Origin of the sequence: Streptomyces sp. NPDC005402, from assembly GCF_040606575.1 — a bacterium.
Taxonomy (GTDB): Bacteria; Actinomycetota; Actinomycetes; order Streptomycetales; family Streptomycetaceae; genus Streptomyces.
Window position 1 is genome coordinate 1 of record NZ_JBEXFB010000021.1, and the last position, 13273, is coordinate 13273.

10 protein-coding genes and 2 tRNA genes are annotated in these 13273 nt (G+C 69.5%); 10 read left to right on the top strand and 2 right to left on the bottom strand.

Going from position 1 to position 13273, the window contains the following annotated elements; translation table 11 throughout:
* Positions 1-160: 160 nt before the first annotated feature.
* On the bottom strand, positions 161-574 hold the full coding sequence (locus ABZT02_RS33080; protein WP_356024127.1) for an SsgA family sporulation/cell division regulator: 414 nt from the start codon (positions 572-574) through the stop codon (positions 161-163).
* A gap of 191 nt (positions 575-765) precedes the next feature.
* Between ABZT02_RS33080 and ABZT02_RS33085 the strand changes: the two genes are divergently transcribed.
* The 7 genes from ABZT02_RS33085 to ABZT02_RS33115 all read left to right on the top strand — a co-directional run bounded on the left by ABZT02_RS33085 (position 766) and on the right by ABZT02_RS33115 (position 8321).
* Positions 766-1227 (top strand): TIGR02611 family protein, encoded by a 462-nt coding sequence (locus ABZT02_RS33085; protein ID WP_356024130.1) that lies wholly within the window; start codon positions 766-768, stop codon positions 1225-1227.
* 77 nt (positions 1228-1304) lie between these two features.
* Positions 1305-1376 (top strand) — tRNA-Val (locus ABZT02_RS33090).
* A gap of 383 nt (positions 1377-1759) precedes the next feature.
* The gene (locus ABZT02_RS33095) at positions 1760-3049 is read left to right on the top strand and encodes an extracellular solute-binding protein (RefSeq protein WP_356024132.1); all 1290 of its coding nucleotides are present in this window, start codon (positions 1760-1762) and stop codon (positions 3047-3049) included.
* A gap of 14 nt (positions 3050-3063) precedes the next feature.
* Positions 3064-4020, top strand: coding sequence for a sugar ABC transporter permease (locus ABZT02_RS33100; protein WP_356024134.1), 957 nt, complete (start codon positions 3064-3066; stop codon positions 4018-4020).
* Complete coding sequence (locus ABZT02_RS33105) at positions 4017-4889, top strand: carbohydrate ABC transporter permease (RefSeq protein ID WP_356024136.1); 873 nt, start codon at positions 4017-4019, stop codon at positions 4887-4889. The genes ABZT02_RS33100 and ABZT02_RS33105 overlap by 4 nt, the downstream gene beginning before the upstream one ends.
* Before the next feature lie 10 nt (positions 4890-4899).
* Complete coding sequence (locus ABZT02_RS33110; protein WP_356024139.1) at positions 4900-5493, top strand: hypothetical protein; 594 nt, start codon at positions 4900-4902, stop codon at positions 5491-5493.
* 92 nt (positions 5494-5585) lie between these two features.
* Positions 5586-8321 carry a Tat pathway signal sequence domain protein gene (locus ABZT02_RS33115; protein ID WP_356024141.1) on the top strand — a complete coding sequence of 912 codons (2736 nt, stop codon included), beginning with the start codon at positions 5586-5588 and terminating at the stop codon, positions 8319-8321.
* Positions 8322-8380: 59 nt separating this feature from the next.
* On the opposite strand, the gene ABZT02_RS33120 is transcribed toward ABZT02_RS33115, so the two are convergent.
* Positions 8381-10732, bottom strand: a complete 2352-nt coding sequence (locus ABZT02_RS33120) for a hypothetical protein (protein WP_356024143.1) — start codon at positions 10730-10732, stop codon at positions 8381-8383.
* 84 nt (positions 10733-10816) lie between these two features.
* Here ABZT02_RS33120 and ABZT02_RS33125 point away from each other — a divergent pair, with 84 nt between their 5' ends.
* From ABZT02_RS33125 to ABZT02_RS33135, 3 genes are all read left to right on the top strand, one after another.
* Positions 10817-11263, top strand: coding sequence for an SRPBCC family protein (locus tag ABZT02_RS33125; protein WP_356024146.1), 447 nt, complete (start codon positions 10817-10819; stop codon positions 11261-11263).
* Between the two features lie 39 nt (positions 11264-11302).
* A tRNA-Val gene (locus ABZT02_RS33130) sits at positions 11303-11374 on the top strand.
* A 139-nt stretch (positions 11375-11513) separates the two neighbouring features.
* On the top strand, positions 11514-13259 hold the full coding sequence (locus ABZT02_RS33135) for a DUF2207 domain-containing protein (RefSeq protein WP_356024148.1): 1746 nt from the start codon (positions 11514-11516) through the stop codon (positions 13257-13259).
* Positions 13260-13273: the final 14 nt, after the last annotated feature.

A 13273-nucleotide genomic window follows, 5' to 3' on the forward strand; every position in this document is an offset into this window, starting at 1 on the left:
CCTCCAACAACGCGCGCAGGGCAAAAGCGTGTGCGGCAAAGGCGGCCCTGCGCTGCGGAGCGCTCCGCAGCCACGGCGCCTGTCGTTCCCTATGGGGTGGTACGAGCCCGAGCCGTCTCCCCGAGTGGACGGCGCCGGGCGGCTCTGTGCGTTGTCGCCCCTAACTTTCCGCCAGGATGTGGGAGAGCTCCTGGTCCAGGTCGAAGTGGCGGTGCTCCGTGCCCCGGGGCACGGCGGCGTCCGTCCGCTTCAGGAACGACTCCAGGGCCCGCGCCGGGGCCTCGAGCAGTGCCTCGCCCTCCGGGGAGCTCAGGGCGATACAGACGACGCCCTGACCATGACTGCGCGACGGCCAGACTCGGACGTCGCCGGTTCCGGTGGGCCGGTGGAGGCCCTCCGCGAGGAGGTCGCGGGCGAACACCCACTCGACGGTCTCCTCGGCTCCGGTGTGGAAGGTGGCGTGCACGGCGTAGGGGTCGGCCGTGTCGTACCGCAGGCCTGCGGGGACAGGCAGGGAGGACTCGCTCGACACAACGAGGCGCAGGTGCAGCTCGCAGCTGACCGTGGTGTTCATAAGCGCCAGGGCCTTTCGCTCAGTGTGCGCTCGGGGATTCGCACGTCGGCGAAATCGACATGCCACCTACGGTGCCGTTGTAAACCCCTCTGGGTGTTTTGCGTGCCTTTACGTAACTCTTCCGGCCTAGGACCTCTTGGGGAGGTACGACCATTCCGGTGACCGGTTTCTCTCCGGTAGGGTTCGGCTGTATGAATACGGGGAGTGACGAGCCGCGCGAGGTCGCTGTGGCACCTGACGAGCAGACCGGCAAGAAGTCGGACGAAGCGCAGGACGAGCAGGGGCTCGGTTCCAAGGCGCCGGAATTCATCAGGTCGCGGCGGTTGCTGCACCTGAGCTGGCAGGTCCTGATCTTCGTCATCGGCCTGGCGGTCGTGGTGGCCGGCATCATCATGCTGCCGCTGCCCGGGCCCGGCTGGGTCGTGATCTTCGGCGGTATGGCGATCTGGGCGACCGAGTTCGTCTGGGCCCAGCTCGTGCTGCGCTGGACCAAACGCAAGGTGACCGAGGCGGCCCACCGTGCCCTCGATCCCCGGGTGCGTCGACGCAACATCATCCTGACCTCGGTCGGCCTGGTGATCATCGGCGCGATCCTCGGCGTCTACCTCTGGAAGTTCGGCTTCGAGATGCCCTGGAACATCAAGGACCAGTGAGCCGCGCGGGGGGTGCCGAGGCTGTCGCCGCTGGTCACAGGCACTCCCTGACATGGGGTAATGTTCTTCCTGCGTCCGGGCGATTAGCTCAGTGGGAGAGCGCTTCGTTCACACCGAAGAGGTCACTGGTTCGAACCCAGTATCGCCCACCCGGACCGACGGCCCGTCTGCGAAATCGCGGACGGGCCGTCGGCGTGTGCGCGGACCAAAGGGGTGGCCGAGGGATGCCGGCTCCGCCTCGGGTGACGCCTCCGCGGCGGCCCTGCCGTCACCCGCCCTTTTTCGGCCGCCCGTCGATCTCCGGCGACGCCCTGTGTGATGTTCGACCGGTCGATCCCGCGTCTCTCACCTGGGGCGTCGTCAGTTCGCCCGTGCGGCGCACCGGTTGGAGACGCTCCGATCTCTCACCACAGTCACAATAAATTCCTGTCCGAATCATTGACGCACCTCCGGGGTCTCCGTAACTTGTGCCAGCAAGCGCTTACTTGAAACGATTCATGCAGGCGACGACGCTGCGGGGAGGGGCCCGACTGTGGGAACCAACAGGAATGTCGAGAGGCGAACGATCCTGAAGGCGGCCGGGGCTACGGCGGCGACGCTGGGGCTGGCCGCGACGACCGGGTGCGGTGGTGACAGCGGCAGTTCCGGAGACGGAACGGTGACACTGCGTTACGCGTGGTGGGGTGGCGAGCCGCGCACCATCGCCATCAAGAAGACGATCGCGCTCTTCGAGAAGAAGTACCCGAAGATCAAGATCAAGCCTGAATTCACCGACTACGAGGCGTTCTGGGAGAAGTTCCAGACCCAGGCCTCCGGCGGGAATCCGCCGGACGTTTTCCAGAATGCGGTCGGTTTCCTGCGCAAGTACGACAAGCGCGGTGTTCTGCTGGATCTCAAGTCGCAGGCGGACTCCGGGAATCTGAACCTGGACAACTTCCGCAACGGCGTTCTGGCGAACGGTCAGGTCGACGGCAAGCAGATCGCCGTTCCGGTCGGCGCCAACACCATGTCGCTCGTCATCGACCTCAAGGCATTCAAGAAGGCGGGCGTCGAGGCGAAGTTCGGCTGGACCTGGGACGAGTACTTCGCCGCGCTCCAGACGATCCAGGACAAGCTGAAGATCGCCGGAGACACCGGTTACTTCAGCATCATGTACCTCTACGACCTGTATCTGCGTCAGAACGGCAAGGCGTTCTTCACCGACTCCGATCTCGGCTTCACCGAGGACGACCTGACGCAGTGGTGGACGGACGGCTACAAGCGCGTCAAGTCCGGACTGGTCGCCGACCCGAAGAAGATCGAGCAGGTCAAGCCCAAGTCCGGTCTCTCGGCGGGCCTCGCCGCGTCCGAGTTCACCTGGGACAACTTTTCCATCCGCTACGAGGGAGAGGGCGAGTCGGACTACGGACTCGCGCCGATCCCCACCACGGACGGCAAGCAGACCGGCCAGTACCTCGGCTCGCTGATGCTCAGCGCCTTCTCCGGGACCAAGCACCCCAAGGAGGCGGCGCAGTTCATCTCCTTTATGGTCCACGACCCCGAGGTCGGCAAGATCATGGGCTACGACCGCGGCATCCTCGCCACGACCGAGCAGTACGACGCGTTCACGCCCACCGACGCCCAGAACAAGGGTGTCAAGGCGTACGAGGAAGAGGTCGCCAAGGCCGGCGTGCTCGGGAAGATCACCCCGCACCCGTCGGGCGCCGATGTCATCGAGGCGGCGTTCCTGCGGATCGGCGGCGAGGTCTCCCAGGGCAAGACCAAGCCGGCCGACGCCGCCAAGGCGCTGTTCAGCGAGGCCAAGGCCGCGTTCGCGGGCTGAGGGGACGTACCACCATGACGCTCGTCAAGGAAGCGCCCGTGCGCCCGGCGAAGAAGCGGCCCGCCGCTCCCGCCGCCGGGCGGCGCGGGCGGCGCCGCGAGAACCTCGCCGGCTATCTCTTCATGTCGCCTTGGATCGCGGGGTTCCTGGTCCTCACGGCGGGGCCGATGATCGCGTCGCTGTACTACGCGTTCACCCGGTACAACCTGTTCACCCCGCCCGAGTGGGTGGGTTTCGACAACTTCACGACGATGTTCCAGGACCCGCGCTGGCAGAAGTCGGTGGAGGTCACGCTCAAGTACGTCGTCGTGGCCACTCCGCTGAAGCTGCTGCTCGCGCTCGGCGTCGCGCTGCTGCTCGCGCAGAGCCGGCGCGGGCAGGGCCTGTACCGGGCCGCGTTCTACATGCCCTCCCTCATCGGCGCCAGCGTCTCCGTCGGCTTCGTATGGCGGGCGCTGTTCTCCGACGACGCGATCGTGGACCGTACCCAGAAGATCTTCGGCGTCGACGCGGGCGGCTGGATCGGCAACCCGGACTACGTCCTCTACTCCCTGGTGGCGCTGAGCATCTGGCAGTTCGGTGCGCCGATGGTCATCTTCCTGGCCGGTCTCAAGCAGGTCCCCAGGGAGCTGTACGAGGCCGCCGAGATGGACGGGGCCGGCCCCCTCCGGCGGTTCTGGAACATCACGCTGCCGATGATCTCCCCGGTGCTGTTCTTCAACGTGCTGCTGGAGTCGATCCACGCGTTCCAGGTGTTCGGGTCCGCCTATGTGGTCTCCAACACCCAGTGCGGGCCCGCCGACGCCACCCTCGTCTACACCTGTTACCTCTACCAGAAGGGCTTCAAGGAGGCCCAGATGGGCTTCGCCTCCGCGATGGCCTGGTCGCTGGTGGTCGCGGTGGCGCTGGTCACGGCGGTCCTGTTCTGGTCGCAGAAGAAGTGGGTGCACTACGAGGAGGCCGCCAAGTGACCACTGTCACGACCCCTGTTGTCCACACCGCGAGTGAGCGGCGGCGCTTTGGATCGATCGCCTGGCACATCGGCGCGCTCGGCATCCTCGCGGTCATCCTGTACCCGGTGATCTGGGTCCTCGGTGCCTCGTTCAAGCCGAGCAAGGACATCATCGCCAGCATCGACCTGCTGCCCACCAAGCCGGTCTGGGCGAACTTCTCCGGGCTCGCCGACGGCATCTCGGGCATCTCCATCAGCAGCTTCTTTCTGAACTCGCTGACGTACGCGGGCCTCGCCGTGGCCGGTGTCGTGATCTCCAGCTCGCTGACCGCGTACGCCTTCGCCAAGATCCGGTTCGCCGGGCGGAACCTGTTGTTCACGATGATGATCGGCACGCTGCTGCTGCCGTACCACGTGCTGCTCATCCCGCAGTACGTGATGTTCCGCAAGCTGGAACTCGTGGACACGCTGGTGCCGCTCGTGGCCGGCAAGTTCCTGGCGACGGAGGCGTTCTTCGTCTTCCTGATGGTGCAGTTCATGCGTGGGCTGCCGCGCGAGCTGGACGAGGCCGCCAAGCTCGACGGCTGCGGGCACCTGAGGACCTACTGGTCGATCGTGCTGCCGCTGTGCCGCCCCGCCCTCATCACCAGCGCGATCTTCACCTTCATCAACGCGTGGAACGACTTCATGGGGCCGTTGATCTACCTCAACACCCCCGAGAAGTACACCGTCTCGCTCGGCCTGATGATGTTCCGCGACCAGGAGGGCATCTCCAACTACGGCAGCATGATCGCGATGTCGCTGGTGGCTCTGGTGCCGGTGATCGCCTTCTTCATGGCCTTCCAGCGCTACCTCATCGACGGCATGGCCACGTCCGGACTGAAGTGAGGTGGTCAGCATGGCGCAAGCGCGTGTGAAGGCCCGCAGGGCGTCCGTGTTCGGAGGGGAGCGCTTCGCGCTCTTCGCCGAGACACTCCTGACCGGCGTGTGGATCGCGGTCGCCTGTCTCGGGCTTGTCACCTACCCGGCGGCCTTCGCCGCCGGGGCACGGCATCTGCGCCGCCGTACGGGCCATGAGGGCGGCGGCTGGCGGGAGTTCGTCACGGACTTCCGTACGGCCGTGCGCCGCGGATGGCTCGTCGGGGTCGCCGGATGGGTCGCGGCGGCCGCGGTCTGGGTGGACGTCCAGGCCGCGCGGGCCGGGATCCCCGGCGGACCCCTCGTCGGGGCCGTCGGACTGTTCGCGCTGATCGGTCTCGCGGTGGCCGGGCTGCGCGCGGCGGCGGTCTGGGCTCCGGGCGCCTCCTGGCGCGCGCTGCTCGCGGATGCCGTACGCCGGACCCTGCGCGATCCCGCCGGGTCCTTCCTGATCGTCGCCGGCCTGGCTGTCGTCGCCCTGTCCGCGGGGTTCGTCGCACCGCTGGCGGTCCCGGTCCTCGGGGCCGTCGCGGCGGCGGCCGTGGCCGTGGAGGAGCGCTACCGGCGCCGCTGACGGGCGGTGCCCCCGTAACAAGGTCGGCGCCTCGGCGTCGCACCTCTCTCTGTCATGCCCCTGACCAGCCTGTTCCATGGAAAGGAATGGCCATGTCCCCCATCCCCCGCAGGTCCATCCTCAAAGCGGCCGCCGTCGCCGGTGCCGCCGCGCAGTTCAGCTGGGCGCTGGGAACCAAGGACGCGCAGGCCGCGCCCAGAGCCGCCGAGGCCGACGACTCTCCCGTGACCCTGGACTGGCTGGAGGACGGCGGCCTCGGCGCCGCACCCGGCTCCACCGTCGGTGTCCCCTGGCCGAAGGGCACGTATCAGGAGGGCCAGAAGTTCGCGGTCACGGACGCCGACGGCAAGGCCGTGCCGGTGCAGTCCTGGCCGATCGCCTACTGGCCCGACGGCTCGCTCAAGTGGACCGCCCACGCGGTCAGTTCGGGCAACGGCAAGCTGTCGCTGAGCACCGGTGACGCCGCCGTACCCGACAAGAAGGTCACCGTCGACAAGAGCGGCGGCACGATCACCGTCTCCACCGGCGTCATCACCGCCAAGATCGGCAAGTCGGGCGCCACCCTCATCAAGTCGGTCACCCGCGGGTCGACGGAGATCGCCAAGAACGGGCGGCTCGTGCTGATCCGCCAGCCCGAGATCGAGGACGAGGACCAGGGCACGGTCAAGACCGAGCGCTTTGAGGGGGCCATCTCCGAGGTCACCGTCGAGCAGTCGGGTCCGGTCCGCGCGGTCGTCAAGATCGACGGCAAGCACCGCAAGGGCAACCGGAGTTGGCTGCCGTTCTCGATCCGCCTCTACTTCTACGCGGGCGCCGACTCCTTCCGCATGGTGCACACCATCACCTACGACGGCACCCAGGAGCCCGGCAAGGCGAGCGGCGACTTCATCCGCGGCCTCGGCGTCCGCTTCACCGTGCCGATGCGCGACCAGTCCTACGACCGCCACATCCGCATCGGCGGCGAGGGCACCGGTCTGCTGCGGGAGGCCGTCAAGGGCATCACCGGACTGCGCCGCGACCCCGGCATCACCGTGCAGGAGGCCCAGTACGCGGGCAAGAAGCTGCCCGACCCCGCCACCTGGGACCAGCGGGTCACCACCCGGCTCCAGTACATCCCCGAGTGGGGCGACTACACCCTCTCCCAGCTCTCCGCCGACGGCTTCACCCTGCGCAAGCGCACCAAGAAGGGGCACGGCTGGGTCGGCGCCGGCGGTGGTGGGCGGGCCTCCGGGTTCGGGTACGTCGGTGGCGCGAGCGGCGGATTCTCCTTCGGCCTGCGGGACTTCTGGGAGCGGCACCCCTCCCAGCTCGACATCCGCGACGCCCAGACCGACGAGGCCGAGGTCACCCTCTGGCTGTGGTCGCCCGAGGCGCAGCCCATGGACCTGCGCTTCTACCACGACGGCATGGGCCAGGACACCTTCGCCGAGCAGCTCGAAGGCCTCAACATCACCTACGAGGACTACGAGCCGGAGTTCGGCACGCCCTACGGCATCGCCCGCACCTCGGAGCTGCTGTTCTGGGCCAACGAGTCCACGCCGTCACCGGAGGCCCTGGCCGAACAGGTCGAGGCCGTACGGGTGTTGCCGCAGCTCGCCGCCCCGCCCAAGCAGCTCATCAAGGCGAATGTCTTCGGTCCTGGCCTCTACTCCGAGCCCGACCGCTCCACCCCGGCCAAGGCGAAGATCGAGGACCACCTCGACTTCCTCTTCACCTACTACAAGGACCAGGTGGAGCAGCGCCGTTGGTACGGCTTCTGGGACTACGGCGACATCATGCACACCTATGACACCGTCAGGCACCAGTGGCGGTACGACATCGGCGGCTACGCCTGGGACAACTCGGAGCTCTCGCCGGACCTCTGGCTGTGGTTCGCGTACATCCGCAGCGGCCGCGCCGACATCTTCCGGTTCGCCGAGGCGATGACCCGGCACACCGGCGAGGTCGACGTGTACCACCTCGGGCAGTGGGCCGGACTCGGCACCCGGCACGGCGTGCAGCACTACGCCGACAGCGCCAAGCAGCAGCGCATCGCCAACACGACGTATCGCCGCTACTACTACTTCCTCACCGCGGACGAGCGCGTCGGCGACCTCATGCACGCCAACGTCGACTCCGACGAGACGTTCCTCGTGCTCGACCCGCTGCGCAAGGTCCGCACCGACACGTACACGCCCGACCGGCACGCCCTGTCCGTCGGCTTCGGCACGGACTGGAGCGGGCTGGTCTCGGCCTGGCTGACCGAGTGGGAGCGCAAGGGCCCCAAGTGGGAGAAGGCCAAGGCGCGCGTGCTGTCGACCATGGAGGGCATCGCCGCCCAGCCCAACGGGTTCGTACAGGGCAGTGGTCTGTACGACCTCGACACCGGCAAGTTCGCCGTGGCCTCGGCGCCGGTCGTCGGGGTCTCGCACCTGTCCGCCGTCTTCGGGCTCAACGAACTGTGCGCCGAGCTCATCGACCTCGTCGACATGCCGAAGTTCAACGAGGCGTACTTCGACTACTGCCGGTACTTCAACGCGACCAAGGCCGAGCAGGCGGCGCGTTACGGGTCCAACTTCGGCTCGCTGCTGCTGTTCCAGGGGCACTCGCGGCTGGACGCGTACGCGGCCGTGAAGACCGGGGACGCGAAGTTGGCCGCTCGGGCGTGGGACAAGTTCTACAACTCCGACGGGTACAAGGAGTCCGCGCCCTGGAAGACGGAGGCCTTGAGCGGGCCGGTCTCGTTGGTGGCGGGTAGTGAGGCGGCCTGGGTGGCGACCAATGACACCGCGCTGTACGGACTGGCCGCCATCGAGAACCTGGCGCTTCTCGGGGACAAGATGCCGTAACGGTCCGGGGGAACTGCGGGGCCGGCGTGGCCGGTCCCGCAGTTCCCCGCGCCCCCGAGTCAGTTCATCCGACCCAGGTTCTCCCGTATCCGTCGGACGTCCCTGAGGCGCTGTTCGTAGGTCGCTCCCAGGGCCAGCAGCATGAGGCCGGCCAGGGCGGGCGGTACCCAGCGGGGCAGGGCGTCCGCCACCTGGACGAGATACGGGGCGAGTTCGTGCAGGGCATCCAGGATCAGCACACCGCCGCCCAGGAGCAGGGGGGCCTGGAGACGGTGGCCGGCGCCTGCCAGGGTGACCGACAGGGCCGCCATGCCCAGCAGCAGAGGGCGCTCCCAGTGGGGATCGCTCCATGCCGCGACGAGGCTCGGCACGAGGGTGACGGCCAGTCCAGGGGCGTACGCCGTCCAGGACGAGATCCGCGGGTCACGGCGGTGACGCAGGACGCCGACCAGCAGCGCGGGAATCGTCACCGGAAGCGTGTACGCCTCCGGGGTGCCCACGTCCCAGGCCGCGAGGCGGACCCAGGTGGCCGCCAGGAACAGGGCGGCGGCCGCGTACCCGACCGGGCGGCGGTCCGTGCGGATCGCCGTGCCCGCGGTGATGACCCCGCACAGGGCCAGGACCGTGGCGAGCAGGGGGACGTCGGTCGCCGCCAGCGCGATGGCGAGCAGTCCGGCCGCCGCCCCGGCCGCCTCGACCGGCACGATGGCCTTCGGGTCAGCGAGTCGCGGGGCCAGCAGGGCCGCGGCCGCCGGGATCACCAGCACCAGGAGGGCGGTGTGCGCCGGTGACCAGTTGGCGGCGGCACCGGTCGCACCGGCGAGCGCGGTGCCGTAGGCCAGTGCGGTCGGGGCCGTGAACGGGGCGAGGCGCCAGGAGGCCGCTGCGAACAGTGCGACCAGGCCGGACAGCACGATGAGGGTCGCGGTCTGGGACGCGAGGGCGAGCAGAGCAAGGCTCGCGGAGGTCACCAGTGCGAGGACGAGGGCTGTGCGGTGCCGGCGCAGGAACACGGCTGCCGTGAGGGCCCCGATCGTCACGGCGCCTTGGACCAACAGGCCTGCGGTGTAGGAGAGTTCGAGCTCGGCCGGGAGCGTGAGTGCGGTGGCCCCGATCAGGCCCAGGGCCCCGGCCAGGGCCCGCGGACGCCAGGTCGTGTCCCGTACCGCCAGGGCGAGCACGCCCGCGACGGCGGCCAGGACGACCGGCACGGCCTCCGCGTGCGGCGGCCAGGTCATGCCGACGGTCACGGCGGCGCGGGCGTCCGACGGGGCGCCGGTCCAGGCCTGTGAGGCCCAGGCGAGCGGACCCACCACGACGGCACCGACGACCGGCAGGGCCCACAGCAGGGCCAGTGCCTGTACGGCGGCGGAGGCCCAGATGAGACCTCGTCGTACCGCGTCCGGCAGGCGATCGAGGCGGAGTGCCGCCAACAGGGCGATGCCGAAGGCCAGATGGACCGGGACCGTCCACAGCTCGGGCAGTGCGGATCGGGCGGCGCCACCGAGGGCTGCCACCGTCAGCAGCCCGGAGGCGACGGCCAGGCCGAGCCACCGCTTCTGCCAGGCCGCCCCCAGGGCGATCGCCGCCGCGAGGAGAAGGAGCGCCGCCGCACGGGCGGCGGCGCCCGGACCGGAGGCTGTCCAGGTCAGCCAGCCGGCCGCCAGTACGCCCAAGGCGCCCACTCCGTACGCGCCGATCGCGGCGACCACGCGTACGGACCTGGGCGTCACCCGGAGCGCCACAACCGTGTCGAATCCGGCCGTCACCAGGAGCGCGGCCGTGAGGCCGTAGGAGCCAGCGTCGGCCGCGATCGCCCAGAAGAAGAGCGGGAGTTGCGCCGCGACCAGGGCGGCCGGGTGGGGCAGGCGCAGCTCGGAGACGCGTGGCAGGAGACCGTACGCCGCCCAGAGTCCCGCCAGCAGCGCGGAGGAGACCGCCGTGTACGGCGCGCCGGGGCTCTCCTGGAACACGGCCCCGTGCAGCGCGACCGCGTCCAGGACCGTCAGAGCCAGTCCCAGGCCGGCCACCGACTCGGCCGTCGACCGCAGCCCGCGCTTCAGCAGCGGGAGCGGTGCGGCGAGCGCGGCCACCGTGACGGCGCCGAGTACCAGAGCTCGGCCGGTGATCCCCAGGTGTCCCCAGCTGACCAGCGTGAACACCATCGCCGCGACGGTGAGCAGGACACCGCCGAGCAGCAGGAGCACGTTCTGCACGCTCGGTGCGCTCGTGTCGGGGCGAGGGGGCGCGGCGGGCGTCGGACCGGTCGGCTGCGGCGCCGGCCACTTCGGCTGGAGCGCGGCGACCAGCCAGGCCCGACGGGCCAGCAACTGGGTCCGGCGGGCGTCCAGTTGCCACAGCTCGGCGTCGAGGAGCCGGAGTTCCTCGGCCGGGGGCGGGATGTGCGTCATGCCCTGAAGTGTGGGCCGGGTCACGCTTCGCGACATGAGTACCGGTACTCAGAACGTACTCGGATCCGATGCCAGACTCTTCCCATGGACTGGACCCGATACCGCTTCCGCAGCCTGTGGTCCCTGCCCGCGAAGCCCGCCGTCGTCTACGAGGCGCTGGAGCGAGTCGAGGAGTATCCGCGCTGGTGGCCCCAGGTGCGCGAGGTGCGACGGCTCGACGACACCAGCGGCGTGATCACGATCCGTGCCGTGCTGCCGTACGACCTGGTCTTCACCGCGCGCGAGGTGCGGAGCGACCCGGCTGCCGGGGTGCTGGAGATCGCGATGGACGGCGATCTCGACGGCTGGGCGCGCTGGACGGTCACCGCGGACGGCGACGGCAGCCTCGCCCGCTACGACCAGTTCACCGAGGTGAGAAAACCGCTGCTCCGGCGCTTCGCCGTGCCCGGGCGGCCGGTCTTCCTGGCCAACCACCGGTGGATGATGCGCGCCGGACGGCGGGGGCTCGTCGCCCACTTGGAAGCGGTTTGAAGGAACGCCGCGGGGACCTGTATTGTTCAGTGCGTTCCCGGGCGATTAGCTCAGTGGGAGAGCGCTTCGTTCACACCGAAGAGGTCACTGGTTCGAACCCAGTATCGCCCACCCGGAAAAGGCCGGTCTGCACCCGCAGGCCGGTTTTTTGTGTCCAGTGTGTCCAGTTGTGTGTCTTGTGGGGGGCGGCATGAGTGGTGGGGCGGGCAGACGAAGGTCGCGGAAGGCGGTTTCGGTACGACGGCGCAGGGTGCGGTCCCTGATCGTCATGCTCGTCGTCCTGGCCGTGTTCGGTGGGGTCGCCGCTCTCGCGCAGACCCTCGCGAACACGGAGCGGGTCACCTCGATGTGGGTCGGTGCCCAGATACGCGCCGACGGCAGCGCCCGGATCACCGAGGTCATCGACTACGACTTCGGGCACTCCGGCGACTCGCACGGCATCTTCCGGGATGTGCCGGGTTCGCCGTTCGAGGGGGACGACGTGCGCGTCAGTCTGGACGGCCACAAGGTGCCCTGGAAGGACACGTACGGCGACTACTACCGGGATGTGACTGGTGAGGAGCAGATCGCCGACCGGCTCAAGGTGGGCGACCCCGACCGTCTGGTCAGCGGAGTCCACCGCTACCGCATCCAGTACACGCTCCCCGAGGTGGTGAAGAGCGGCAGGCTCGCGTGGGACGCGGTCGGCACCGGCTGGAAGGTCGACCGCTCGCACGTGGAGATCCATGTCGTGGACGCCCACGGGTTCACCGGTCTGCGCTGCCGCCACGGCAGTTGGGACAAGGGGAAGCCCTGCACGGCCGAGCAGAGCGAGCCGGGCCATCTCGTGATCGCGCTCGACAAGCTCAACGGCAGCGAGGGACTCACGCTGTACGCCACGGCGGCGAAGACCAGACTCGCCGACGTGGCGGCACTGCCCGCGGCACCTTCAGGCAAGGCCGTCGGTACGACCCTTCCGCATCCCCTGCGCAACGGCGGCATCTTCCTCGCCGTCGCGCTCGCCTGCGCCGGGCTGACCGTCTGCGCGTTGCGGTTCCTCGGACGCGACCGGGTCGCGGAGGACGGCGGACGCGAGCGGCGCGTCGAGATCGAGCGGCTCGCCCGGGACGTGACCCCGTCCGCGACCCCGCCCGAGGACCTGACACCGGCCCAGGGCGGCATCCTGCTCACCGACAGAGTCGACGGACGGCACAAGGTGGCCTGGCTGCTCACCGCCGCCGCGGACGGCCACCTCTCCATCCAGGGCGACGAACGGCACCCGGTCCTGCGACGGGCCAACTCAGGGGAGCGGATGGACCCGGAGGCCAAGGGCGTCCTGCGCGCGATGTTCTCCGGACGCAGCAGCCTCGCCCTCGGATCGAGTGACCTCTGGTTCAAGCAGGCCTGGGACGATCTCTCGCGGAATCTGGAGCAGTGGCGCACGACGAGTGGCCTGTGGGACATGTCCGCCAAACAGCGTCTGCTCGGGTGGGGGCTGGTGGACGTGGCCGCGCTGGCGCTGGGCTTCGTCCTCGCGATCACCGGCGGCATCCTGAACGGCCACCGGATCGCGGCCGGAACGCCCGTCCTGCTCGCGGGCGCCGTCGTCGCCGGCCTCGGTATCGCCGTCGCGGCCCGGTCCTGGGAGCTGGACCGGCGCACCCCGCGCGGCACCGAACTCTGGCTCCGGGTCGAGGCGTTCCGGCGTTACCTGGCCGACCCGAGCAGCCGTCCCGACGCCCTGCCCGTCGGTGAGCAGGCGGACCGCTACGCGGCCTGGGCGGTGGCCCTGGGCGTCGAGTCCGCCTGGGAACAAGCGGTCAGGGCCTCGACGACGAGGCCGGCCGGGAGGCGGCGCTTCTCGCTCGACGTCACCGACGTCCTGCTCGCCGCGGTAGTGCTGTCCGTCGCGAGTCCGCCCTCCAGCTCAAGCGGATCCAGCAGCTCGGGAAGCGGGGGTTCCACATCCGGGGACGTCGGTGGTGGCGCCGGCGGCGGAGGTGGCGGCTCCTGGTGAGGTCCGGGGCGTCG